The 24,393-nt window shown below is 41.7% G+C and carries 23 protein-coding genes; 20 read left to right on the top strand and 3 right to left on the bottom strand.

Translation table 11 applies throughout. The features are described from left to right. Positions 1 to 1,344, top strand: coding sequence for an MATE family efflux transporter (locus ACDD58_RS15415; RefSeq protein ID WP_370778294.1), 1,344 nt, complete (start codon positions 1 to 3; stop codon positions 1,342 to 1,344). A 92-nt stretch (positions 1,345 to 1,436) separates the two neighbouring features. Here ACDD58_RS15415 and ACDD58_RS15410 read toward each other — a convergent pair whose 3' ends face one another. Beyond that, positions 1,437 to 2,327 carry a LysR family transcriptional regulator gene (locus ACDD58_RS15410; RefSeq protein ID WP_370778292.1) on the bottom strand — a complete coding sequence of 297 codons (891 nt, stop codon included), beginning with the start codon at positions 2,325 to 2,327 and terminating at the stop codon, positions 1,437 to 1,439. A 226-nt stretch (positions 2,328 to 2,553) separates the two neighbouring features. Between ACDD58_RS15410 and leuC the strand changes: the two genes are divergently transcribed. Together leuC and leuD are read left to right on the top strand one after the other, a co-directional pair. Then, entirely contained in the window at positions 2,554 to 3,816 is a 1,263-nt protein-coding gene (gene leuC, locus ACDD58_RS15405) for a 3-isopropylmalate dehydratase large subunit (RefSeq protein WP_370778290.1), read from the top strand. Between the two features lie 23 nt (positions 3,817 to 3,839). Then, entirely contained in the window at positions 3,840 to 4,328 is a 489-nt protein-coding gene (leuD, locus tag ACDD58_RS15400; RefSeq protein ID WP_118208795.1) for a 3-isopropylmalate dehydratase small subunit, read from the top strand. Between the two features lie 157 nt (positions 4,329 to 4,485). On the opposite strand, the gene ACDD58_RS15395 is transcribed toward leuD, so the two are convergent. Then, positions 4,486 to 5,361 (bottom strand): AraC family transcriptional regulator, encoded by an 876-nt coding sequence (locus ACDD58_RS15395; RefSeq protein WP_006858760.1) that lies wholly within the window; start codon positions 5,359 to 5,361, stop codon positions 4,486 to 4,488. A gap of 268 nt (positions 5,362 to 5,629) precedes the next feature. On the opposite strand from ACDD58_RS15395, the gene gnpA reads away from it, so the two are divergent. From gnpA to ACDD58_RS15365, 6 genes are all read left to right on the top strand, one after another. Further along, positions 5,630 to 7,792 (top strand): 1,3-beta-galactosyl-N-acetylhexosamine phosphorylase, encoded by a 2,163-nt coding sequence (gene gnpA / locus ACDD58_RS15390; protein WP_006858761.1) that lies wholly within the window; start codon positions 5,630 to 5,632, stop codon positions 7,790 to 7,792. Positions 7,793 to 7,874: 82 nt separating this feature from the next. Then, positions 7,875 to 9,233, top strand: a complete 1,359-nt coding sequence (locus ACDD58_RS15385) for an ABC transporter substrate-binding protein (RefSeq protein ID WP_370778288.1) — start codon at positions 7,875 to 7,877, stop codon at positions 9,231 to 9,233. 65 nt (positions 9,234 to 9,298) lie between these two features. Further along, positions 9,299 to 10,183 (top strand): carbohydrate ABC transporter permease, encoded by an 885-nt coding sequence (locus tag ACDD58_RS15380; protein ID WP_006858763.1) that lies wholly within the window; start codon positions 9,299 to 9,301, stop codon positions 10,181 to 10,183. A gap of 70 nt (positions 10,184 to 10,253) precedes the next feature. Further along, complete coding sequence (locus ACDD58_RS15375) at positions 10,254 to 10,982, top strand: carbohydrate ABC transporter permease (protein WP_006858775.1); 729 nt, start codon at positions 10,254 to 10,256, stop codon at positions 10,980 to 10,982. Further along, entirely contained in the window at positions 10,979 to 11,443 is a 465-nt protein-coding gene (locus ACDD58_RS15370; protein WP_006858764.1) for a hypothetical protein, read from the top strand. The genes ACDD58_RS15375 and ACDD58_RS15370 overlap by 4 nt, the downstream gene beginning before the upstream one ends. Continuing rightward, complete coding sequence (locus ACDD58_RS15365; RefSeq protein ID WP_186898723.1) at positions 11,394 to 12,680, top strand: polyhydroxyalkanoate depolymerase; 1,287 nt, start codon at positions 11,394 to 11,396, stop codon at positions 12,678 to 12,680. Before ACDD58_RS15370 ends, ACDD58_RS15365 begins: the two co-directional genes overlap by 50 nt. A gap of 21 nt (positions 12,681 to 12,701) precedes the next feature. Here ACDD58_RS15365 and ACDD58_RS15360 read toward each other — a convergent pair whose 3' ends face one another. Then, positions 12,702 to 13,787: an FAD:protein FMN transferase gene (locus tag ACDD58_RS15360; protein ID WP_370778285.1), complete on the bottom strand. Its 1,086-nt coding sequence runs from the start codon at positions 13,785 to 13,787 to the stop codon at positions 12,702 to 12,704. Between the two features lie 226 nt (positions 13,788 to 14,013). Here ACDD58_RS15360 and proB point away from each other — a divergent pair, with 226 nt between their 5' ends. From proB to ACDD58_RS15305, 11 genes are all read left to right on the top strand, one after another. Continuing rightward, positions 14,014 to 14,865, top strand: a complete 852-nt coding sequence (gene proB / locus ACDD58_RS15355; RefSeq protein ID WP_006855958.1) for a glutamate 5-kinase — start codon at positions 14,014 to 14,016, stop codon at positions 14,863 to 14,865. Between the two features lie 52 nt (positions 14,866 to 14,917). Beyond that, complete coding sequence (locus ACDD58_RS15350; RefSeq protein WP_015560603.1) at positions 14,918 to 15,142, top strand: DUF896 domain-containing protein; 225 nt, start codon at positions 14,918 to 14,920, stop codon at positions 15,140 to 15,142. After that, positions 15,117 to 15,710 (top strand): 5-formyltetrahydrofolate cyclo-ligase, encoded by a 594-nt coding sequence (locus ACDD58_RS15345; RefSeq protein WP_370778282.1) that lies wholly within the window; start codon positions 15,117 to 15,119, stop codon positions 15,708 to 15,710. The genes ACDD58_RS15350 and ACDD58_RS15345 overlap by 26 nt, the downstream gene beginning before the upstream one ends. A 296-nt stretch (positions 15,711 to 16,006) precedes the next feature. Then, positions 16,007 to 17,275 carry a glutamate-5-semialdehyde dehydrogenase gene (locus tag ACDD58_RS15340; protein ID WP_370778281.1) on the top strand — a complete coding sequence of 423 codons (1,269 nt, stop codon included), beginning with the start codon at positions 16,007 to 16,009 and terminating at the stop codon, positions 17,273 to 17,275. Positions 17,276 to 17,312: 37 nt separating this feature from the next. Beyond that, complete coding sequence (gene miaB / locus ACDD58_RS15335) at positions 17,313 to 18,803, top strand: tRNA (N6-isopentenyl adenosine(37)-C2)-methylthiotransferase MiaB (RefSeq protein ID WP_370778279.1); 1,491 nt, start codon at positions 17,313 to 17,315, stop codon at positions 18,801 to 18,803. Positions 18,804 to 18,965: 162 nt separating this feature from the next. Further along, a complete protein-coding gene (locus tag ACDD58_RS15330) occupies positions 18,966 to 19,334 on the top strand; it encodes a NusG domain II-containing protein (protein ID WP_015520684.1) in 369 nt (122 codons plus the stop codon). Next, on the top strand, positions 19,324 to 19,821 hold the full coding sequence (locus tag ACDD58_RS15325) for a Gx transporter family protein (protein WP_117921844.1): 498 nt from the start codon (positions 19,324 to 19,326) through the stop codon (positions 19,819 to 19,821). The genes ACDD58_RS15330 and ACDD58_RS15325 overlap by 11 nt, the downstream gene beginning before the upstream one ends. Before the next feature lie 15 nt (positions 19,822 to 19,836). Then, positions 19,837 to 20,448, top strand: a complete 612-nt coding sequence (ruvA, locus tag ACDD58_RS15320; RefSeq protein ID WP_117921845.1) for a Holliday junction branch migration protein RuvA — start codon at positions 19,837 to 19,839, stop codon at positions 20,446 to 20,448. Between the two features lie 19 nt (positions 20,449 to 20,467). Continuing rightward, positions 20,468 to 21,460: a Holliday junction branch migration DNA helicase RuvB gene (gene ruvB, locus ACDD58_RS15315; RefSeq protein ID WP_117921846.1), complete on the top strand. Its 993-nt coding sequence runs from the start codon at positions 20,468 to 20,470 to the stop codon at positions 21,458 to 21,460. A 67-nt stretch (positions 21,461 to 21,527) separates the two neighbouring features. Continuing rightward, positions 21,528 to 21,995: a cell division protein ZapA gene (locus tag ACDD58_RS15310; protein WP_370778277.1), complete on the top strand. Its 468-nt coding sequence runs from the start codon at positions 21,528 to 21,530 to the stop codon at positions 21,993 to 21,995. A 101-nt stretch (positions 21,996 to 22,096) separates the two neighbouring features. Continuing rightward, positions 22,097 to 24,391 carry a DUF3656 domain-containing protein gene (locus ACDD58_RS15305; protein ID WP_370778275.1) on the top strand — a complete coding sequence of 765 codons (2,295 nt, stop codon included), beginning with the start codon at positions 22,097 to 22,099 and terminating at the stop codon, positions 24,389 to 24,391. Positions 24,392 to 24,393 lie beyond the last annotated feature (2 nt).

Below are 24,393 nucleotides of genomic sequence, written 5' to 3'. Positions count from 1 at the left end.
ATGAAAAAAGGAACAAACTTATTAGAGGGTTCCATCTGGAAGGGGATTGTGTCATTTGCAATCCCCCTCTTTTTGGGAAACCTGTTTCAGCAGTTATACAATACCGCCGATTCTCTGATCGTCGGTAATTTTCTTGGCAGTGATGCTCTTGCAGCTGTCAGTTCTTCCGGTAGTCTGATATTTCTGATGGTCGGCTTTTTTAATGGAATTGCAGTTGGTGCCGGCGTTGTCATTTCGAAATATTTTGGAGCAGCAGATTATGAAGGATTGAAAAAAGCGGTACATACCAATATTGCATTTGGTCTGGTGTCCGGCTGTATTCTGACCGCGATCGGGATGATCCTAGCTCCCCAGATCCTTGTTCTGATGGGAACGCCGGAGTCGGTACTGCCAAATTCTATTGTATACTTCAGGGTATATTTTGCCGGATCGATCGCTTTTGTTATGTACAATATCGTGATGGGGATTTTGCAGGCAGTCGGAGACAGCAGACATCCGCTTTATTATCTGATTTTTTCATCCATCGTTAATATTATACTGGATTTATTATTTGTCGGATTGTTAGGATTTGGTGTCGGTGCTGCAGCACTTGCAACGATTATTTCACAGTTTTCCAGTGCATTTTTATGTATGATGCGTCTGATGCGGACCAAAGATGTTTATCAGGTGCAGATCTCGCAGATACGTTTTCATAAGGGAATGTTAGGACAGATCATAGGGATCGGACTGCCGTCCGGTATGCAGAATTCCATCATTTCATTTGCAAATATTATTGTACAGACGAATATTAACAAATTTGGAGTGATGGCGGTTGCAGGATGTGGTGTTTATTCGAAAATAGAAGGCTTTGCATTTCTGCCGATCACCTGTTTTGCTATGTCACTCACAACGTTTATCGGACAGAATCTCGGTGCAAGACAGTATGACAGAGCTAAGAGGGGTGCATATTTTGGCATTACCTGTTCGACACTGCTTGCGGAAGTGGTTGGTGTGATCGTATTTTTTACGATACCGCAGCTTGCTGCAGCGTTCAACAGTGAAACACAGGTCGTTGAATTTGCAACCAAACAGGCACATATAGAGGCTTTTTTCTATTGTTTCCTAGCATTTTCCCACTGCATTGCAGGTATCATGCGCGGTGCGGGAAAATCTGCCGTGCCGATGTTCGTCATGCTTGCATCCTGGTGCATCATAAGGATCACATACATCACGGTTACTGTGCATTTTATTCCGAAGATCCAGGTCATCTTCTGGGCGTACCCGCTGACCTGGTCGATCAGCTCAGTCATCTTTTTAATTTACTTCTTAAAAGCGAATTGGCTGTATAGTTTTGAGAAAAAGTAAAGTTTGTTGCGCCAATTCGCTTTGCCAACCTGGCTGTATAGTTCATGATAATAGAATGTTCGCGGAGCGTGCATTCTATTATATTGTATCTGTTAAAAGTTTTTATAAAACCGGATAAATTCCCCGAGTGTTTTGGAAGGTTTTGTTGTTGTCTTATAGGCAAAACCGACCTCACGCTTATGGATCGGGATTCCAAGAGGAATCTCCACTAAGGCGCCGGAGGCAAGATCCTCTTTTACAAAACTTTTGATGACGCATGCAACGCCGACTCCGATACGGGCAAAGTCGATCAAAAGATCCATGCTGGAGATATCGATGGATTCTTTGACCTGAATCTGGTTGTCGGAAAGATAGTCGTCGATATACTGGCGTGTCATATTGTTTTTATCGAGCAGCATCAGTGTTGAGTTTGTCAGAATCTGATCCTTGTGGACACCGCGCGCGCGCAAATTCCGCAGATAGTCTTTGGTGCAGACAAAGATATCTTCGATCTCCTCGAGAAAATCAAAATGGATATTTTTTAAATTATCCGGTTTTCCGACCAGACCGATATCGATCTTATTGTCATCGAGCAGTTCAAGTGTCTCGTTGGTCGACTGGCAGGTGATGGAGATAGAGACATGCGGGTTCTGTCTTATAAATTCCTGCAAATAAGGAAGCAGCAGATATTTACAGAGGGTTGCGCTGACACCGATCTTTAAGTGGCCGACACCGAGTTCAATGGAGCGTTTTAATTTTTCCTCACCGAGGGTTAAAGTCTCAAAGGCGTTGCTCACATGGTCGTAGAGCAGTTTTCCCTCATCGGTTAAGACAACGCCGCGGGAACTTCTAGAAAATAGCTTGCAGCCGACACCTTCCTCTAATTTCTGGATGGATTTACTGATGGCAGGCTGGCTGATGTAGAGTTCTTTTGCAGCCTTTGAAATGTTGCCGGTATTTGCAACGGTATAAAAAATCCGGTAAGATGATAAATTCTGGTTCATGATAAAATTCCTTTCTGATACTTGATACATCGATAATTTTTCTTATTATACCATGAAGTTTAGTTATGGTAAATATATTTAATATGTATTTTTATTATAGTAATACCTGTGTTAGAATAACATACAGATAGGACAGCGAGTGTTGTTCTACACACACATCACACAAAAAAGGAACGGGCACACACCATTCCTGACACAGATTTTAATTTTTTAGGAGGATATACCCATGGGGATGACGATGACACAGAAAATCCTTGCAGCACATGCAGGACTTCCATCAGTCAGTGCCGGACAGCTTATTGAGGCAGATTTGGATCTGGTTTTAGGCAATGACATTACTTCACCGGTGGCGATTCATGAAATGGATAAAATGAAGGTGGACGGTGTCTTTGATAAGGATAAGATCGCACTTGTGTTAGATCATTTTGTGCCAAATAAAGATATCAAATCTGCACAGCATTGTAAATGCGTCAGAGAGTTTGCCTGCCGGCATGATATTACAAATTATTTTGATGTAGGAGAGATGGGAATAGAGCATGCACTGCTGCCGGAGAAAGGTCTTACCGTGGCAGGCGATGTCATTATCGGTGCGGATTCCCACACCTGTACCTACGGTGCGCTGGGTGCATTTTCCACCGGAGTCGGCAGTACCGATATGGCGGCTGGTATGGCAACCGGAAAAGCATGGTTTAAAGTTCCGGCAGCGATCAAAATTGTCCTGACCGGCAAACCGGCAAAATGGATCAGCGGAAAAGATATCATTTTACATATCATTGGAATGATCGGTGTGGATGGTGCACTCTACAAATCAATGGAATTTGTTGGAGATGGCATTTCTTACCTTTCAATGGATGACCGTTTTACGATCGCAAACATGGCAATTGAAGCAGGCGGAAAAAATGGTATTTTCCCGGTAGATGATCTTGCAAAAGAATATATGGAAGCACATTCCAAACGTCCATATGTTGTCTATGAGGCAGATGAGGATGCAGAGTACGAGGAGACTTATACGATCGACCTCAGTACTTTAAAACCTACCGTTGCATTCCCACACCTTCCGGAGAACACAAAGACGATCGACGAGGTCGGCGACATCAAGATCGACCAGGTAGTGATCGGTTCCTGTACAAACGGAAGAATGGATGACCTGCGTGTGGCAGCTTCTATCTTAAAAGGCAAAAAAGTAGCAAAAGGACTGCGTGTGATCGTGATCCCGGCAACACAGCAGATTTACCTTGATGCGATGGAAGAAGGGCTGCTTAAGATCTTTATCGAGGCTGGTGCAGTTGTAAGTACACCGACCTGCGGACCTTGCCTTGGTGGTTATATGGGAATCCTTGCAGAGCATGAGCGCTGCGTTTCCACCACAAATCGTAACTTCGTAGGAAGAATGGGACATGTGGAGTCTGAGATTTATCTTGCCAGCCCGGCAGTAGCGGCAGCAAGTGCGATCACCGGAAAACTTTCCGGACCGGATGAAGTAGCATAGGTTTAAGAAAAAGGAGAGTAAACATGAAAGCAGCAAAAGGTCATGTATTCAAATACGGAGACAACGTAGATACCGATGTCATCATTCCGGCAAGATACTTAAATTCTTCTGATCCGAAGGAACTGGCATTGCATTGCATGGAAGATATCGATAAAGATTTCGTAAAGAATGTCAAAGCAGGAGATATCATGGTGGCAAATAAAAACTTTGGATGCGGTTCATCCAGAGAGCATGCGCCGATCGCTATCAAGGCAGCTGGTGTGAGCTGTGTCATCGCAGAGACATTTGCGCGTATTTTTTACCGCAATTCGATCAACATCGGACTTCCGATCATTGAATGTCCGCAGGCGGCAAAGGAGATCGAAGCCGGAGACGAAGTGGAAGTCAACTTTGACACAGGAGTGATCACGGATGTGACAAAAGGTACCTCATACCAGGGACAGGCATTCCCGCCATTCATGCAGAAAATTATTGACTGTGAGGGACTGGTCAACTATATTAACCAGAAATAAAATGAAAATCAATGAATAAGAAAATCCGTCAAAGACTGGGACTGCATTTCTATGCAGTGGGGCTTTGGCGGATTTTTTTGTTTTGTCGTAATAAAGAAAATGTGTATCATTTTGTGCATGAAATGATCAATTAAGTCTATATGTTTCTATAAAATTTTCAAATATAATAGGAATCATCCTGCATGGTTTTCGAATCTGTTTGTTTCAGTTTACGGTATTGCAGGGGTGACATACCTGTATTCTTTCGGAAAATCTGCGAAAAATACGACTGTGATGAAAAACCTGTGCTAGATGCAACTTCTGCAATCGAGCGACTGGAGCTGAGCAATAGTTCTTTGCTTGCAGCGAGTCTGGTTTCCATCAGGTAATTGATGGGGGATGTTCCAACATACTCCGTAAAAGAATGTGATAAATAAAATTTGTTGATATGGGTGATTTCAGCGAGCAGATCTAAAGTAATATTTTTTGCATAATTAGCATCAATATATTTTTTCGCAACAAAACATTCCTTTGATATTTGCAAAGTGGTATCAGATATGACAGAAAGATGCTGTTCGCGTGTAATATAAACAAGCAAAACCTGTAGGAGACCATGACAGATTGCTTCAAAACCTGGCTTTCTTGCATTAAATTCTTTTATCATAATCTGGGAAAAATTAATAAAGTGTGTTTTGGCGGAACCATAATTATAGTAGCTGTATCCTTTTGGGTTAGCAGCGTTTTGGGAATTAAAATAGAAAGCGAGCCCTTCTACACCAAATACAATATAGGTCATAGGATCGTTTGACATCGTTTTTTCCGTATGTTCAATATGTGGATTTATGATTATCAGATCGTCTGCACATACAGAAACCGTATCATTTTCAATGTAAAATACACCTTTTCCACTGATAACATAGAAAAGTTCAGAAAACTGATGGGTGTGAGGGTGGCTTTGCCAATCCCCTTCGTATTTAGAAATAGAAATATAACGAAGTTTAAAATCCGGATCGGGTACTCCTTTGTACTCAAAATTAATTAATTCATTACTCATTTGTATTATCTTCCTGTTGTATCAAATTTTATATCTTATAGATTAAAACCGCAATATTACTAAAATAATGTTGTGAAACTGATGAATAAAATAGCAATTGAATAGGGTTTCTTATTGCAAGTATACAGTAATTTATGATAAATGCAAATATTTTATTGAGTATAAAGCAAGATATATAAAAATTAGAGCAACATAAAAATTGAAGCAGTTGATGCAGACAGATATACTTAAAACATCAGGTGATGAGACAAGAAAGGAGAAGACGGGAATGACAAAACAAACAGGCAGACTGACATTGCCGACCGATGCAGACATTGTCGAGGAAACAATACGATTGAAAAATCTTCTTGGAGCAGATGCATTGCGTGACTGTGACGGAACGGAGATGCCGGATGCGTTATTGAATGAGCCGGTAAAGAAATATGCAACGTATTATACGACCAGAAAGGATAATGCCTGGGCCGAGCAAAATCCAGAAGAGATTCAACAGGAATACCTGATCAGCAATCGTGTAACTGCAAGAAGTGAAAAACTATGTATAAGATTGATGGAGGGATTTCATACACAGCAGTTAAAAGTCAATACGTTGGATGATCCCAAAAGATGGTGGGAAGTAATTGATCGCACAACGGGTGAAGTGGTTTCTGTCGATGACTGGGAATTTAAAAAAGAACGGGAAGAAGTTGAAATAAAAACCATTCCTTATCATGAATATACGGTAAGTTTTCTGGCGTTTTTAATATGGGATCCTGTACATATGTATAACTTTATTACAAATGATTGGAAAGATACACCACATCAACTGACATATGATGTGCGGCAGCCGAAAACCCAGAAGTACGTAAAAGAAAAATTAAAACGCTGGTGTGAAGAAAACCCGCAGATCGACGTGGTAAGATTTACGACTTTTTTTCACCAGTTTACACTTACCTTTGATGATAAAAAACGTGAAAAATTTGTAGAATGGTTTGGATATAGTGCAAGTGTAAGTCCATACATATTAGAGAAATTTGAAAAGTGGGCAGGGTATAAATTCAGACCGGAATTTATTGTGGATCAGGGATATCACAACAGCATGTTCCGTGTGCCAAGTCGTGAGTTTAAGGATTTTATTGAATTCCAGCAGCAGGAAGTTTGTGCGCTTGCCAAGGAACTTGTAGATATTGTTCATTCCTATGGAAAAGAAGCGATGATGTTTTTGGGAGATCATTGGATAGGGACGGAACCATACGGAAAATATTTTGCAGAAATTGGTCTGGATGCAGTAGTTGGTTCTGTTGGCAGTGGTGTGACACTCCGTATGATTTCAGATATAAAAGGGGTTAAATATACAGAAGGAAGGCTTTTGCCATATTTTTTCCCCGACGTGTTTGGAGAAGGCGGAGATCCCATAGGGGAGGCAAAGGACAACTGGATGAAAGCGAGAAGGGCAATTTTACGTTCTCCGCTTGACCGCATCGGATATGGCGGATATTTAAAATTGGCCAGTGAATGGCCGGGATTTATAGAAGAGATTCAAAGTGTTGTCGGGGAATTCAGACAGATACATGAAAATATGAACGGGACGAAATCTTATGTTGCACCATTTAAAGTAGCAGTTTTAAACTGTTGGGGAGGTTTGCGGAAATGGATGTCAAACCAGGTGCATCATGCAATATGGCACAGAGAAACTTATTCTGCAGAGGGAGTGCTGGAATGTCTGAGTGGAATGCCGTTTGATGTGGAATTTATCTCTTTTGATGATGTGAAAAAAGGAATCCCAAAAGATATCAGGGTGATCATCAATGTTGGAGATGCATATACGTCATTCAGTGGAGCTGAAAATTGGATTGATGAAGCAGTTGTAACAACGTTAAGACAGTTTGTGGATGAAGGTGGTGGATTTATCGGAGTAGGAGAACCGACAGCATATCAGCATCAGGGAAGATTTTTCCAGCTGGCGGATGTGCTTGGTGTAGATCGTGAGATGGGTTTTTCACTAAGTACAGATAAATATAACGAGAAAAATCCGCAGCATTTTATCTTGGAAGATATTGAAGGGGATATTGATTTCGGAGAAGGTACGACCCGCATTTATGCGCAGGGAGATCATTATCAGATTCTTGCAATGGATGGAGAATACAGCCAGCTGGTTGTTAATCAATACGGAAAAGGTCACGGTGTTTACTTTGCAGGACTGCCGTATTCCCCTCAGAACTGCCGTATTCTGCTTCGTGCAATTTATTATGCAGCGGGAATGGAACAGGAGATGAAACGATATTACGTAACAAATGTAGATACTGAGGTCACTGTTTTTCAGAAAACGCAAAAAATAGCTGTCATAAATAATTCAGGAAAAGAATGTCAGACAGATCTGTATATCAATGGCGATTTTATCGTAAGGTTGACACTAGAACCAGGAGAAATGCGGTGGTTGAATGAGACAATGTAACTATTGATAATTTATGAGTGGTATCATACCGTCATATTTTATAAAATAAAAAAATAATAATTTTTGCAGGGAGGTATTTTTTATGAAGAAAAAAGCATTGGGATTCATGTTGGCAGCAACTATGATAGTATCTGTGCTTGCCGGATGTGGTGGGAACCAAAATGAAGGAAACACGAACGAAAAAGAAAATGTTACGAACAGTAATGAGGATACGCAGAGTGTTTCCGCAGAAACAAATGAAAATGGAGATGAAACACTTACGGTATGGTGCTGGGATCCCACTTTTAATATTTATGCCATGGAACAGGCAGAAAAGATTTATCAGAAAGACCATCCAGATTTTAAACTGGATATTCAGGAAAATATTTATAATGATATTGAGACAAAGCTGATTACAGCTGCAACGTCAGGAGATTACAGTACTTTACCGGATATTTTTCTGATGCAGGACTATTCGTTCCATAAAAATATTGCCAATTTTCCTGGAATTTTTACAGAATTAACAGATTCCGGAATTGATTTTTCGCAGTTTACAGAGGGAAAACTTGCAGATTCCACGGCAGAGGGAAAAAATTATGGACTTCCTTTTGATAATGGTGCAACGATTATGGCAATTCGTTCGGATATGGTAGAAGCGGCAGGTCTTACGGTTGACGATTTTAAGGATACTACATGGTCACAGTTTGAGGAACTTGCAAAAAAAGTAGTAGAGGCGAATGGAGTGCCAATGATCGCTTCCTCCGGGGGATCCGAATTACTTATGGAAATGCTGCAGTCGGCAGGAGCCTCACCAATTGTTGACGGAAAGGTTCATATTGCAGACAATGAAGCGTTAAAAAAGACAATGGAAGTTTATAAAAAATTAGTTGATGAGGGTATTATTGCCGAGTATACGGACTGGGATCAGTATATTGCCTCTATGAATGACGGAAAAACAGCAGGAGTGATCAATGGATGCTGGATCATGTCATCCATTCAGGCGGCAGAGGATCAGTCAGGAAAATGGGCAATTGTAAACATGCCAAAACTGGATGGAGTTGATGGAGCCACAAATTATGCAAATTGTGGTGGTGCAAGCTGGGCAGTATCTTCTAACTGTAAGAATACAGAACTTGCATTTGATTTCTTAAAATCTACATTTGGAAGCAGTGTGGAATTATATGATGATCTGTTGCCGAATGCAGGTGCGATTGCAAGCTACATTCCGGCTGCACAGTCTGATGTATATAATCAGGCATCAGATTTTTATGGTGGACAGGCAGTATATAAAGATATCGTTGGATATGCAGGTTCGGTTCCAGCATTTGACTGTGGTGCATACTATTCGGACATAAGAAGTGCATTGACAGATGCAATCACAAATGTTGTTCAGAATAATGCTGATATTGACGGTGAAATGAATAATGCACAGGAAACATTAGAATTTAATATTGAAAATTAAATATGTAAAGTGGTTTGTACCGGGAACAAATTTTATGTTCCCGGTATTACATTAGGAGAAAATATATGGAGAAAAAAAGAAAATTAAGTCTGGAAAGAAAACATAACCTCACTGGTTGGGCGTTTTTGCTTCCGGCAGCTATATTGATTTTTGTATTTTGTTTTTATCCCATGATACAGGCGCTTATGCTGTCATTTAAGAATGGTATGGGAGATTCTGTAAGGTGGGTTGGCTTTGCAAACTATGTCAGGATACTGAAGGACAAAACATTTTTGCAGTGCCTTTTCAATACAGTATTTTATTTTATCATACAGGTTCCAGTCATGTTGATCATTGCCCTTGTTCTTGCTCAATTACTGAACAATCCGAATATAAAGGGAAAAGGAATCTATCGAACTATGATTTTCCTGCCATGTGCAACATCACTGGTATCGTATTCTATGATTTTTAAGTCACTGTTTGCGCAGGATGGTCTGGTAAATCACGTTATTTCTGCGATTGGACTTCCGACCGTAGACTGGTTTCAGAATGCATGGGCTGCAAGATTTGTAATTATAATCGCGTTGGTCTGGAGATGGACCGGTTACAATATGGTGTTTTATCTTGCAGGGCTGCAGAATATTGATTATTCCGTCTATGAGGCGAGTCGTATTGATGGGGCATCACCGTTTCAACAGTTTACAAAGATCACCATTCCACTGTTAAAGCCTACCATATTACTGACGGCTATTATGTCAACGTCTGGAACACTGCAGTTGTTTGACGAGTCTGTAAATTTAACGGCTGGTGGACCGGGAAAGTCAACAATGACATTGACGCATTATATTTATAACATTTCTTTTGTGGAGACACCAAAATTTAATTATGCGGCAGCACTTTCAGTGTTTATCCTTATTATAGTGGCAATTTTGTCTGCAATTCAAATGAAAGTAGGTGACAAACGTGAGTAAAGGAAAATTATGTATATCACATATTGTATTGATTTTTGCAAGTTTTTTGTCTGTATTTCCACTATATTACATGGTTTGTGGTGCAACTAATCAAAGTATTGATGTGGTCAGGGGAAAACTGCTTCCTGGAACATATTTAGTCGAAAATTTTAAGGCATTGATTGCCAATCAGAATCTGGGGCTGGCAATGATCAATTCATTTCGAAATGCGATTCTTATGACGATTATCACATTATTGGTCTGTTCAATTGCAGGTTATGGCTTTGAAATTTATCATGATAAGGGAAAAGACATATTGATGAGTGTATTGTTGTTAGCCATGATGCTGCCATTTGTTGCAATAATGATCCCGCTTTTTAAAATGATCTCTTCCTGGAATCTGGTCAATAGCTGGATTGCATTTGTTTTGCCGTCTATTTCAACGCCATTTATGATTATGATGTTCCGTCAGGCGGCGCGGTCTTTCCCTCATGATATTATAGAGGCGGCTCGTCTGGAGGGACTAAGTGAAATACAGATTTTTTTCCGGATGTTTGTGCCTGTTATGAAATCAACATATGGAGCTGCAATGACGGTTACTTTTATGAACGCATGGAATAGTTATCTGTGGCCAAAGATTGTCTTTCAAAATAATGATTCCATCACAATGCCAATGCTTGTGGCAAACTTAAAAAGCGGCTACAGTGTTGATTATGGGATGTTGATGCTCGGTGTACTGATCTGTACACTTCCGACGGCGATTATTTTCTTATGTCTGCAGAAAAGTTTTGCAAACGGAATTACGGGGGCTGTTAAATGATAGAAAAAAGATACTGCCTTACACCAGAAGAGTGGGCATATGCGAAAGCCGAACTTGTTCTTGCAGAAAAGCTGGGGTTGATTGAAAACGCCGATATAGAGGCGTTGGAAAAAAGATGTGCAGAAAAAAATGAAGAGAATGCCAGGCTTGAAATGGAGAAAAAGGTATTTTACGGACCGCGCAGATATTCATTGCCGATGTATCTACAGTATGAATTGACGCGTTTCCGGTTGGATTTCGTACAGCCGACAGAAAATATTAGAAAATCAGGAATCAGTCCGGAGATTACAGAAAATCAGAAAAAAGCTTTCTATGAGCGGAATAAAGATTTATTTGGAAGATATTTTGGAGATCTTTTTTCTTATGAAGAGGTAGAGCAGATCATTGAAAAAAGATTGCGGGAGGAAGTGTATGACAGACTTGTGCAGGAAATATTATGTCGATTCGATAAACGGAAATGATACCAATGACGGTTTGAGTGAAAACAGTGCATTCGCAAGTCTTTTTGCCGTCAATAGGCTTGCACTAAAACCGGGGGATCACATATTGCTTGCGTGTGGAAGTGTTTTTGAAAAACAGTTTTTACAGATTCGTGACAGCGGAACAAAGCAGATGCCGATTGTAATTGGAAGTTATGGATGTGGTGAAGATCCTCTGATAAAGACAGACGGACAGGGAATCTGGTATCAGGATTATGGAAAAGAACTGGATTCGCCGACGCATGTTTACCATGGTTATGTTTCCTCGGCAGTACTTCTATTTGATGCCGAGTATATTATCATACAGGATATTGAGATTACAAACAGTGCGGATAAAGTGATCGGCGAAAATTATTCACAGGCAGATAAAATGGAGCGTACAGGTGTTGCAGTCGTTGCAAAAGAGAAAGGTTTAAGATGTGGAATCACACTTCGAAATCTTAAAATCCATGATGTTCATGGAAATGTTTATGACAAGCATATGAATAATGGCGGCATCTATATGACAGCATTACAGCCAGCGGAAGAAGCAATGACAGGAGTGGCAAGATTTTCAGATATCCTGGTGGAGGGATGCTATGTATATCGTGTGAGCCGTTGGGGGATCGCAGTCGGGTATAGTTATGCACATGAGAAATTTGCGGGTGCGGAACTGGATAAAAAAAGGTTTTTGAAATATGGTCATGAGAATATTGTGATACGGGATAATTATGTGAAAATGGCAGGTGGAGATGGAATAACGGTCATGTATGCACTGCGCCCGTTTGTGGAACATAATATGACCGATTCTGTGGCATGTGAGATCAATGACCGTATTTATTGCAATCCGGGCAACCGTGGTGGAAAGGTTGCTGCGGCAATCTGGCCATGGAAATGTAAAGATGCGTTGTTTTGTTATAATGAAGTGGCAGACACGCGGCTGAATCAGGACGGGATGGCTTACGATGCAGATTCCGGGGATGGAACGGTGTATGAGTATAATTACAGCAGGCAAAATGAAGGCGGTTGTGTGATGTTTTGTATGCAGGAGGCCATTCATAACACATTTCGTAATAACGTCAGTTATGATGATTTAGGTGGAACCATCAGCCCGTCCGAAAACCCGGATGCACTGCTTACAGATAATATATTTTATGTTCGCAAGGGAGTTCCTTTTGTGAGAAAGAATATGGATGGTGGAAACTTTACGGAAGAAAATAATCAGATCATACAGTTATAAAATCCATACCATGGCAGATCATCACTCCATCACCTGATACGGAATTTTAGTCCCCATCCCCGAACTAAAATGCAATTCATAATCCTCCGTAATAAAAACGGCTTCTGTATTATCCAGACTTTCCACAAGCGCCATCCCGTCAGCTAAACCCAGTGCAAAACAGGTGGTGGAGAGTCCATCACCGTCCACGGATTCGTCCGTGATGATCGAAACACCCAGCAGTCCGTTATCATAGGGATATCCGGTAGCAGTATCTAAAATGTGATGATAGCGTTTGCCGTCCACCTCAAAATAGCGCTCATAAACACCGGAAGACACAACGGTCTGGTCGGTCACGGATACAGCGAGCATTGCAGCGCCCTCATCGTCAAACGGACGCTGGATGCCAATATTATAGGAAGAACCGTCCGGTTTTGCACCAAGACAGAGCACATTGCCGCCGAGGTTGATATAGCCGCAGGCGGCTCCTTTTTGATTCAGGTAATCTTTCATGCGGTCTGCAATATATCCTTTGGCAATTCCGCCGAGATCAATTTTAGCGGACGGATCTTTTAAGGTGACGGTATTGCCATCTACAACTACATTCTGATAGTCTACTGTCGTTAAAGCCTTTTTGATCTCATCATCAGATGGAATCATAGAGGCATCTGTTTTCTCTAATAAAGCCTTGGTAGAAATATCCCACAGATCCGATAATTTTCCAATCGTAATATCAAATTTTCCATTGCTCAGATCTCCATAATAAAGACCTTTTTTGATCAGTTCTGCGGTTTCTTCATGCACGGTGACAGGTGCACCGCCTGCTGCATTGATTTTTGACACATCGCTGTCCGCAATTGTATTGGAAAAATAATTTTCATAAGTGTCTGCGAGAGAAAAACAATCATCGAGCAGGGATTCGTCTTTTGTTCCGTATAAGGTGACAGTAATGACGGTATTAAAATAAAAACCCGATTTGGAGATCGATTCGCCGGAGCCGGAAGTTTTGCCCAAATTGAGCCGGGAAGGCAGAGCACATCCGGATAACAGTAAAACCGGTATAGACAGCAGTATATATAAAAGATATTTTCGTTTCATAAAAATCTTGTTCTTCAAGTTATTCTCCATTTCCAGTCAGTCTGCCGTGAGAATACACAGCAGATACGCTTTTGTTCGTTATCTGAAACATCATTTCATAAAATGGTGTCATTCGAACATCACTGTAGCATAAAAATGAATATGCTACAAGCATTCACTTTTTTTCTTTGATATTTTGCATCAGATATGATAGAGTATAATACAGTGCATATGTTCGAAAAAGAATAATCAGAAATAAAGGGGATTCAATGGGAAAATGGACCAGAAAAGTTTTCACTTTCATGAGAAAAAAAGAGTTGTTGTTAAGATCGGTTCTTCTTCATTAAATTATGAGGAGACCGGCAGTCTGAATTTTACAAAACTAGAGCACTTAGTGCGCGAGCTTTGCAACTTAAGAAACAGGGGGATGGATGTCTGCTTAGTCAGTTCCGGTGCGATCGCAGTTGGAAGACAGTCGCTTGGCATGACAGAGCGGCCACGGGAACTCTCTACAAAACAGGCATGTGCAGCAGTCGGACAGGCAAGACTGATGATGATCTACCAGAAGCTGTTTGCAGAATATAACCAGGTGGCAGGTCAGGTGCTTATGACCAAAAATACCATGGTCAACCCAGTTTCCAGAGAAAATGCCAAAAATACATTTGATGAATTGTTCCGTTTAGGTGCGATCCCGATTGTCAATGAAAATGACACGGTATCTACCTATGAGATGCAGTTTGGTGACAATGACACGCTTTCTGCGATCGTTGCTTCACTGATTGGAGCAGATCTTTTGATTTTGTTATCCGATATTGACGGATTATTTACGGATGATCCGCATAAGAATCCGGATGCAAAATTGATCGAAGTGGTCGAAAAGATGGATTCAGACATTCTTGGAATGGCAAAGAGTACGACCGGAAGCGATGTCGGAACTGGCGGCATGGCGACCAAGCTGACCGCGGCAAAGATCGCGACACTTTCCGGGACAGATATGATCATTGCAAACGGAGCAGATGTCTGTGTACTGCATCATATTTTTGATGACAGCTTTAGGGGAACCATTTTTAAGGCACAGAAAAAGGAAACATTCCGTATACAGGATTTTATATTAGAAACAATCGGATAGAAAAAGATTTGTGTGAATAATAAATTTTTCATGCGCAGGAATGGAGATTTTAATGAAACAGGAACAGATTGACAGAATCAACGCACTTTACCGCAAATCACAGGCGGAAGGACTTACCGAGGCGGAAAAAGAAGAGCAGGCAATGTTGCGCAAAGCCTATGTTGCAGATGTAAAACGCAATCTCGTAGCACAGTTAAATAACATTGATATGCAGAATCCGGATGGAACAGTCACAAATCTCGGAGAAGAATATGGAAACAAGAAAAAGCTTTCCTGACAAAAAAGAGATCCGGAAAAAGCATCTTGCCATCCGGGACGCAATGTCAGAATCTGAAAAACATGAAAAGAGCAGAAAAATCTGTGATAATCTGTTAAAATCGGACTGGTATGCCAAAACAGACTGGATTTTTGGATATTATCCGCTTGGAAAAGAAGCAGACTGCCTGACGTTTCTCAGACAGGCGTTACATGATGGAAAACATGTCGCGCTGCCACGGACAGGAACAGACTGTACCATGGAATTTTACGAGATCACATCTTTCGCACAGACATCGGAGGGTGCATTTCATGTCATGGAACCAACTGTGGAATGCCGCCGTATAAATCCCATGGATTTATACGACCAGCAGATTGCAGTTTTAGTCCCGGGTGTCGTCTTTGCCCCCACCGGCAGCCGTTACGGCTACGGCAAAGGTTTTTATGACCGCTATTTTGCAAGATATGCAAAGCTAAAACGCTTTGCATTAGCTTACGAGAACCAGCTTGTATCGGAACTTGAAACACTTGACACAGATGTAAAAATGGATCGTATTTATACTGAAGAAAATGAATATAAGATAATTTGAGGCTACCCAAAGCGAAACGCTCCAAAAACCTTCGACTGTTGTGAACCGGGCACCTGTTTAAAAGAAGGTGCTGGGGAGCCGTCGGCACTTAGCGACCGTATTTTGGTCGCTTAGTACCGCTACGAGCGACACGCAGCGAGAGCGTGCCTTCGTTAAACAGGTGCCCGGTTCACGACAACCACAGCCTATCGCAGAGTTTCGCCCCAGGTATCGCCATAATATATACAATCATTGCAGAGTTTCGCCAAATCGCCGCAACACCATATAAACATTTCACAGAAAGGAAAGGTATCATCATGGAACTAGAACAAATATGCCAGGGAGCCAAAGCTGCATCCCGCACCCTTGCCACGTTAGGCACCAATGAGAAAAATCAGGCTCTTATCGCAGTGGCAGATGCACTTATTGCTGCATCTGCTGATATCATTGCCGCAAATGAAAAAGATCTTGAAAATGGCAGGAATAATCATATGCCGGAGGGACTCTTAGACCGTCTGATGCTAAATGAAGCGAGAATCGCACAGATTGCGGAAGGTCTGCAGCAGGTAGCAGCTTTAGATGATCCGATCGGGGAAGTCCTTTCCATGAAAAAACGTCCGAACGGTCTGATGATCGGAAAAAAACGTGTACCGCTTGGTGTGGTCGGCATGATCTATGAGGCAAGGCCGAATGTGACCGTAGATGCCTTCGGGCTTTGTTTTAAGACCGGGAATGCTGTGATCTTAAAGGGGGGAAGTGATGCGATCTATTCGAATATCGCGATCGTTTCGGTTATCCAGAAGACATTAGAGCAGCTTGGTATTCCAGAAGAAGCAGCATCTCTGATCGAAGATACGTCAAGGGATACTGCGACAGCATTCATGAAAATGAACCAGTATGTCGACGTTCTGATTCCACGTGGTGGAGCAGGACTGATCCGTGCAGTTGTGAATCAGGCAACGATACCTGTGATCGAGACAGGAACCGGAAACTGTCATATTTTTGTGGATGAGTCTGCTGATTTTGACATGGCGGTAAATATCATTCTGAATGCCAAAACCCAGAGGATCGGTGTCTGTAATGCCTGTGAGTCGCTTGTCATTCATGAAAAGATCGTGGATGCGTTTATGCCGAAACTGACAGAGGCACTTCAGAAAAAAAACGTGGAGGTGCATGCAGATGAGAGAAGTTATGCGGCAGCAGAAGCCGACGCTACATTGAATAAAGAACTGATCAAACCGGCCGTGGAAGAAGACTGGGGCAGGGAATATTTAGATTATACGATCTCTGCAAAGACGGTAACTTCCGTGGATGAGGCGATCGCCCATATTAACCGCTATAATACAGGACATTCCGAGGCGATCATTACGGAAAATTATACCAATGCACAGAAGTTTTTAGATGAAGTGGATGCTGCCTGTGTCTATGTCAATGCATCCACACGGTTTTCGGATGGTTTTGAGTTTGGTTTTGGCGCGGAGATCGGTATCAGCACGCAGAAACTTCATGCAAGAGGTCCGATGGGCTTAGAAGCATTAACCAGCACAAAATATATCATTTATGGAAATGGTCAGGTAAGACCATAAGAAAAAGCAATAGAAATAGTGAGGATTTAACAGTTATATGAGTCAGAAAGTTACAACGGGAGTGCGCCCGACACTGCGCATTGCAGATAAAAAACAGATTCCGTCAACAGAACCGGAACGTCAGTATTACTTTATGGATATTGCAAAAGAGTATTTAAGACAGCTTTCCGAGGAAAAAGGAAGTCCGCTGACTTTTCATGTATCCACATTCGGATGCCAGATGAATGCAAGGGACTCCGAAAAATTAGTCGGTATTCTGGAAAAGATCGGCTATGTGCAGGAAGATTCCGAGGAAGCAGATTTTGTTATTTATAACACCTGTACAGTTCGTGAGAATGCAAACAATAAAGTATACGGACGACTGGGATACTTAAACGGCTTTCAGAAGAAAAATCCATTTATGATGATCGGACTCTGCGGTTGTATGATGCAGGAACCGACAGTAGTAGAAAAGATTAAACAGAGTTACCGTTTTGTAAACCTGATCTTTGGAACACATAATATCTATAAATTTGCAGAGCTGATCGTTACCGCATTGGAAAACAGTTATTCAGAGCATGCGGCAGGTCATGGTACATCCATGACGATCGATATCTGGAAAGATACCGATAAGATCGTTGAGGATCTTCCGGTTGAAAGAAAATACTCCTTTAAATCAGGTGTTAATATTATGTTTGGATGCAACAACTTCTGTAGTTATTGTATCGTACCGTATGTGCGCGGCAGGGAGCGGAGCAGAGAGCCCAAAGAAATCATCCGTGAGGTGGAACGCCTTGCGGCTGACGGAGTTGTGGAAATTATGCTCCTGGGACAGAATGTCAATTCTTATGGCAAAAATTTAGAGCAGCCAATGACGTTTGCACAGCTTTTGCAGGAGATCGAAAAGGTAGATGGCATTGAGCGTATCCGTTTTATGACTTCCCATCCAAAGGACCTTTCCGATGATCTGATCGAAGTTATGAAAAATTCCAAAAAGATCTGTAAACATCTGCATCTTCCATTACAGTCAGGAAGCAGCCGTATTTTAAAACTGATGAACCGCCGCTATGACAAGGAACATTATTTAGAACTGGTAGATAAGATCCGTGCCGCAGTGCCTGATATTGCACTTACAACGGATATTATTGTCGGATTCCCTGGAGAGACAGAGGAAGATTTTGAGGAAACCATGGACGTGGTACGTAAAGTGCGTTATGACAGTGCATTTACATTTATTTATTCAAAACGTACCGGCACCCCGGCAGCTGTGATGGACGATCAGATTCCGGATGACGTGATCAAAGCACGTTTTGACCGTTTGTTAAAAGAAGTGCAGACTATTTCCGCAGAAAAAGCCGGAGCGCTGACCGGACAGACACTTCCGGTTCTGATCGAAGAAAAAAATGAGCAGGATGCAGCTCTTGTGACTGGCAGACTTAGCAATAACTCGGTAGTACATCTGCCGGGAACAGAGGATATGATAGGAAAAATCGTGGATGTGAAACTTCTGGAATGCAAAGGCTTCTACTATATGGGGGAGTGTGTATAAAACTCTGAGAAGAAGCCTTTGGCTTCTACTATATGGGGGAGTGTGTATAAAATCCTGAGAAGAAGCCTTCGGCTTCTACTATATGGGGGAGTGTGTATAAAATTCTGAGAAGAAGCCTTTGGCTTCTACTATATGGGGGAGACAGTGTAAGTGTAAAATTTTATGAAGAAAAGAGATATCATTTTTTTAAGTGTTATTTTTATTTGTCTGGCAGGGTTTGCGGCAGGTTTTTATCTGACACATCAGAATGCCGGTGCAAGTGTGGAGGTTACGGTAGATGGAAAGGTTTATGGTACTTACCCGCTTGATGAGGATGATGAGATTCCGATCCGGAAAGATGGGAAAACAACGAATCTGCTTGTGATAAAGGACGGAAAAGCTGATGTGACGGAAGCTGACTGCCCGGACAAACTCTGTGTGCATCAGAAAGCTATTTCAAAAACAAATGAGACGATCGTCTGTCTCCCGAACAAAGTAGTGGTGCAGGTGATCGGTGCCGGAGAAAGTGAGTTGGATTCCATTGCGAGATAAGAAAAAAACAGCATATTTAGGTGTTTACCTGGCACTGGCACTCATCTGCAGCTATGTGGAATCACTGATTCCGTTTTATTTTGGAATACCAGGTGTAAAACTTGGACTAACAAATATAGTTGTGGTTCTGATGCTTTACTGCGTGGGAACGAAAGAAGCACTGGCAGTGTCTGCACTGCGTATTGTACTTTCCGGTTTCCTGTTTGGAAATATGTTCAGTATTTTATATAGTCTTGCAGGCGGACTGCTTAGTTTTCTTGTGATGTATCTGCTGAAAAAAACAAAATGGTTTGGTGTTCTGCCTGTCAGTGTGAGTGGCGGAATCTTTCACAATGTAGGTCAGCTTGTTGTGGCTGCTTATGTTGTGGAAAATTATAATATTTTTTATTATATGCCGGTGCTGCTGATCGCCGGTGCACTGACTGGATTTTTGGTCGGTATTGCGGCACAGGAAATGATAAAACGGATCGGAAAACGGATGGTGTAACAGGAGGATTTTAGCATGTATTCATACATCAAAGGTGTTTTGACGGATATGGACGAGGAGAGTATCGTGGTGGAGACCGGTGGGATCGGTTATCATATTTACACGACAGGACAGACATTCCGGTATCTTCCTTCTGTCGGGGAAGAAGTAAAAGTATATACTTATCTGCATGTCAGGGAAGATGCCATGCTGCTTTTTGGATTTCTGACAAAGGACGAATTAAAAATTTATAAGTTACTGTTAGGTGTCAGTGGAATCGGACCGAAAGGAGCACTTGCGATCTTATCCGTGATGACGACGGATGATCTCAGGTTTGCAGTTCTCGGTGATGATGCGAAAGCAATCGCTAAGGCACCGGGAGTAGGTGCAAAGACAGCCCAGAGACTGATTCTTGAATTAAAAGACAAACTGAGTCTGGAAGATGCATTTGAACAGAAATTTGAAAAGACGGGTGAGTCCACAGAAAATCATGCCAGTGGCACTAAGAATGAGGCGGTACAGGCACTGGTCGCGCTTGGCTATTCGTCTTCCGAAGCTCTTCGGGCATTAAACGGTATTGAGATCACGGAAGAGACGGATGTGGAAGAAATATTAAAGATGGCATTGAAGAAGATGGCATTTTTATAGAAATGTGGTGAAAAGTTAAATGGAAAAAAGAGTCATTTCCACGCAGGTGCAGGAAGAGGATATTAAAATTGAAAAAAGCCTGCGTCCGCAGACGCTTGATGATTATATCGGACAGCAGAAAGCAAAGGAAAATTTAAAAATATATATTGAGGCGGCAAAACAAAGGGGAGAGTCCTTAGATCATGTGCTTTTTTACGGTCCTCCCGGACTTGGAAAAACGACGCTTGCAGGAATCATTGCAAATGAGATGGGAACACATCTTAAGGTGACAAGTGGCCCTGCAATCGGAAAACCGGGAGAGATGGCAGCTATCTTAAGCAATCTGCAGGAGGGGGATGTCCTGTTTGTGGATGAGATACACAGGTTAAACCGCCAGGTGGAAGAAGTTCTTTATCCGGCAATGGAAGACTATGTGATCGATATTATGATCGGAAAAGGGGCAACTGCGCGTGCAATCCGTCTGGATCTGCCGAAATTTACGCTGGTCGGTGCAACTACGAGAGCGGGGCTTTTGTCAGCACCGCTCCGTGACCGTTTTGGCGTGGTGCATCATCTGGAATTTTATACGGTGGAGGAACTAAAGACGATCATTCTTCATTCTGCAAAAACACTGGGTGTTGAAATTGATGAGGAAGGTGCATTTGAGCTTGCAAGACGTTCGCGTGGAACACCACGACTGGCAAACCGTCTGTTAAAGCGTGTCAGGGATTTCGCAGAGGTGAAATATGACGGGAAGATATCAAAGGAAGTTGCTGCCTTTGCGCTGGATCTCTTAGAGGTTGATAAGATGGGACTCGATCAGAACGACCGTAATATTTTAAAGATCATGATTGAAAAGTTCTCTGGTGGACCGGTGGGACTTGATACGTTAGCGGCGGCGATCGGTGAGGATTCCGGAACGATCGAAGATGTATATGAGCCGTATCTGGTGAAAAACGGATTTATCAACCGCACACCCAAAGGACGTGTGGTAACTGATTTTGCGTATCAGCATTTCGGATTGACAAAATAGTTGATTTTAGCATGGAATGTCATTATAATATACCATATATTGTACAGCAGACCGGAGGAGAAGATAAATGGCAGAGAAAACAAGTGCAGAAGTTGTGATCGGCGGAAAAGTGTACACATTAAGCGGATACGAAAGCGAAGAATATCTTCAGAAGGTTGCAGTCTATATCAATGGAAAGATAAATGAATTTGACAGTATAGAGGGATATCAGAGATTTCCAGCCGACATGAAAGCAACCTTGTTAGAGCTTAATATTGCAGATGATTATTTTAAAGCAAAAACCCAGGCTGAGAAGTTAGAACGTGAGATTGAGGCAAAAGAAAAAGAGATTTATGATCTGAAACACGATCTGATCGCAGAACAGATCCAGTCCGAAAATGATAAGAAAGAGATTAAGCGTTTAGATACAGAAAACCGTGAATTGCTATTGAATAAGGCGCGTTTAGAATCGTCATTAGAGGAGTCTCTTCTTGGAAAGATCGAAGAAGATGCGTCAGATGAAGATGAAACAGAACAGGAAGATACAACTGATTAATAACAGATGGATGCCTGCAGCAGAAATCTGTCATACAGGAAAAAGTGAGGGGACGGAGAGATTATTTTCGTCCTTTTATGTTTTTGATGGAGAGAATCAGAATGAACAGTAATAAACGATATCAGAATATAGAATTGTTAGCACCGGCAGGCTCCATGGAAACCTTTCGTGCAGTAATAAATGCCGGTGCAGATGCAGTATATCTCGGTGGAGGAAGATTCGGGGCACGTGCCTATGCTGATAATTTTACCGAGGAAGAACTGCTTTCGGCAATCGATTATGCGCATATCCATGGGAGAAAAGTATACCTCACGGTAAATACCCTGTTTAAGGAACGTGAATTGACCGAAGACTTATATTCATATCTGCTGCCTTATTATAAACAGGGACTGGATGCGGTTATCATCCAGGATATGGGAGCTTTTCAGATGGTGAGAGAGGCTTTCCCTGGATTATCCATACATACGAGTACACAGATGACAGTGACAAACCGCTACGGTGCCGCAATGATGAAGGAGATGGGGGCTGACCGTGTAGTGACAGCGCGTGAGATGTCGCTTACGGAAATACGTGATATCAGAGATCATGTGGATATTGAAATCGAAAGCTTTGTTCATGGGGCACTTTGTTACTGTTATTCCGGTCAGTGTCTGCTCAGCAGTATGCTGGGAGGACGAAGCGGAAACCGTGGCAGATGTGCCCAGCCGTGCCGCCTTTCCTATGAGGTTTTTGATGAAAAGAAGCATCCGGTAAAGACAGGGAAAAAAGAGCGTGATATCTATATTTTAAGCCCGAAGGATCTCTGTACCGTATCAATGATCCCGGATCTGATCGAAAATGGTGTTGATTCCTTTAAAATCGAGGGAAGAATGAAAAAGGCAGAATATGCTGCTGGTGTGGTATCTGTTTACCGTAAATACATAGATCGTTATATCAATGCATGTCTGCGCACGGATGAGGTGACTGCAAAGAAAGACTTTAAAGTAACGAAAGAAGATATGCAGCATCTTTATGATTTTGGAAACCGTAGTGGATTTACAGATGGGTACTATAAAAGACATAATGGCAGAGAGATGATCACATTTGATAAGCCATCGCATACAAAAGGAAATGAAGCACTCTGGGAAGAAATAAAAGAGCGTTATGTCCGGTCTGAAAAAAAAGAAAAAATCAATGGAACTTTAAGATTAAAAAAAGATTTTCCTGCTAAACTGGAAATTACATGGAATGATGTCCGGATCTCTGCGGATGGAGATGTGGTACAGGCTGCATTAAAACAGCCGCTTACAGAAGAAAAAGTGTCTGCAAGCATAAAAAAGACCGGGAATACGCCGTATGAGTTTGAAAAACTTGATATAGATATGGATGATGATATTTTCCTCCCGGTGCAGGCCTTAAATGTATTGCGGAGAAATGCATTGGAATTGCTGAGTGAAACACTGACTGTACCTGCACGAAGGGATAAAGCCGGGGCAGATGAAAAAATATCGGGTGAAGATCGACCAGTGAAATTGGTATCTGTACAAAATGAGAAAAAAGCAGCATCCGGGAATGGAAAATCACAGCTTTCGGTTTCCATTGAAAACCGGGGTTTTATAAAAAAACTGCTTGATGAGTCCTGTGTGGATTCCATATATCTTGACAGCAGTTGTTATACAAGAGAAAACCTGTTTGCAGCATTAAAAGAAGATACAGTCCGTATTCATTTGTCAGGGAAAAAAGTTTATTATATTATGCCGGCAGTATTTCGTTTTCCTACGCTTTCTTTCTATGAAAAAAATCTGTCGGAAATGAAACAGACCGGGATAGATGGATTTGTAGTAAAAAGTTATGATGAACTTGCATTTATCAGGAAAAATCTTCCGGATACGGATATTATTTTAGATCACAATCTTTATATCTGGAATTCTTATGCAAAAAGGCAGCTCTGGGATATGCAGCCGGTTCGTGATACGGTTCCATTTGAACTTAACCGGAAAGAATTACAAAACAGGGATAATACACAGAGTGAAATAGTTCTTTATGGCAATCTGCCGCTGATGATATCTGCGCAGTGTGTACATGCCAATGCCGGGGCAGACCGGGGGTGTGATAAGGTTCGGACTGTCACCTATCTGAAAGATCGTTATGGGAAATATTTTCCGGTAAAAAATAATTGTACGGAATGTTACAATACGATTTATAATACAGCTCCGCTGATTTTATTCCCTTATCGTGATGAACTGGAAAAAATGGGAATCCATGCATACAGGATCAGCTTTACAACGGAGCAGGAATCACAGGTAAAACAGATATTAAATTTATATAAAACAGTCTTTTTAAATGGGAAAAACAGTCTGCAGGAACTGTATATGGGAGAATATACCGGTGGACATTATAAACGAGGAGTAGAATAACG

The organism is Roseburia sp. (assembly GCF_041325975.1).
In the GTDB taxonomy this organism is placed as follows: domain Bacteria; phylum Bacillota; class Clostridia; order Lachnospirales; family Lachnospiraceae; genus Roseburia; species Roseburia rectibacter.
The sequence above is the reverse complement of the archived record's forward strand: the minus strand, read 5'-3'. Positions and strand labels throughout refer to the sequence as shown.

Coding starts and splice junctions, on each gene's coding strand:
- ACDD58_RS15415 (WP_370778294.1), top strand. CDS start 1: ATGAAAAAAGGAACAAACTTATTAGAGGGTTCCATCTGGAAGGGGATT.
- ACDD58_RS15410 (WP_370778292.1), bottom strand. CDS start 2,327: ATGAACCAGAATTTATCATCTTACCGGATTTTTTATACCGTTGCAAAT.
- leuC (WP_370778290.1), top strand. CDS start 2,554: ATGGGGATGACGATGACACAGAAAATCCTTGCAGCACATGCAGGACTT.
- leuD (WP_118208795.1), top strand. CDS start 3,840: ATGAAAGCAGCAAAAGGTCATGTATTCAAATACGGAGACAACGTAGAT.
- ACDD58_RS15395 (WP_006858760.1), bottom strand. CDS start 5,361: ATGAGTAATGAATTAATTAATTTTGAGTACAAAGGAGTACCCGATCCG.
- gnpA (WP_006858761.1), top strand. CDS start 5,630: ATGACAAAACAAACAGGCAGACTGACATTGCCGACCGATGCAGACATT.
- ACDD58_RS15385 (WP_370778288.1), top strand. CDS start 7,875: ATGAAGAAAAAAGCATTGGGATTCATGTTGGCAGCAACTATGATAGTA.
- ACDD58_RS15380 (WP_006858763.1), top strand. CDS start 9,299: ATGGAGAAAAAAAGAAAATTAAGTCTGGAAAGAAAACATAACCTCACT.
- ACDD58_RS15375 (WP_006858775.1), top strand. CDS start 10,254: ATGGTTTGTGGTGCAACTAATCAAAGTATTGATGTGGTCAGGGGAAAA.
- ACDD58_RS15370 (WP_006858764.1), top strand. CDS start 10,979: ATGATAGAAAAAAGATACTGCCTTACACCAGAAGAGTGGGCATATGCG.
- ACDD58_RS15365 (WP_186898723.1), top strand. CDS start 11,394: ATGACAGACTTGTGCAGGAAATATTATGTCGATTCGATAAACGGAAAT.
- ACDD58_RS15360 (WP_370778285.1), bottom strand. CDS start 13,787: ATGGAGAATAACTTGAAGAACAAGATTTTTATGAAACGAAAATATCTT.
- proB (WP_006855958.1), top strand. CDS start 14,014: ATGGACCAGAAAAGTTTTCACTTTCATGAGAAAAAAAGAGTTGTTGTT.
- ACDD58_RS15350 (WP_015560603.1), top strand. CDS start 14,918: ATGAAACAGGAACAGATTGACAGAATCAACGCACTTTACCGCAAATCA.
- ACDD58_RS15345 (WP_370778282.1), top strand. CDS start 15,117: ATGGAAACAAGAAAAAGCTTTCCTGACAAAAAAGAGATCCGGAAAAAG.
- ACDD58_RS15340 (WP_370778281.1), top strand. CDS start 16,007: ATGGAACTAGAACAAATATGCCAGGGAGCCAAAGCTGCATCCCGCACC.
- miaB (WP_370778279.1), top strand. CDS start 17,313: ATGAGTCAGAAAGTTACAACGGGAGTGCGCCCGACACTGCGCATTGCA.
- ACDD58_RS15330 (WP_015520684.1), top strand. CDS start 18,966: ATGAAGAAAAGAGATATCATTTTTTTAAGTGTTATTTTTATTTGTCTG.
- ruvA (WP_117921845.1), top strand. CDS start 19,837: ATGTATTCATACATCAAAGGTGTTTTGACGGATATGGACGAGGAGAGT.
- ruvB (WP_117921846.1), top strand. CDS start 20,468: ATGGAAAAAAGAGTCATTTCCACGCAGGTGCAGGAAGAGGATATTAAA.
- ACDD58_RS15310 (WP_370778277.1), top strand. CDS start 21,528: ATGGCAGAGAAAACAAGTGCAGAAGTTGTGATCGGCGGAAAAGTGTAC.
- ACDD58_RS15305 (WP_370778275.1), top strand. CDS start 22,097: ATGAACAGTAATAAACGATATCAGAATATAGAATTGTTAGCACCGGCA.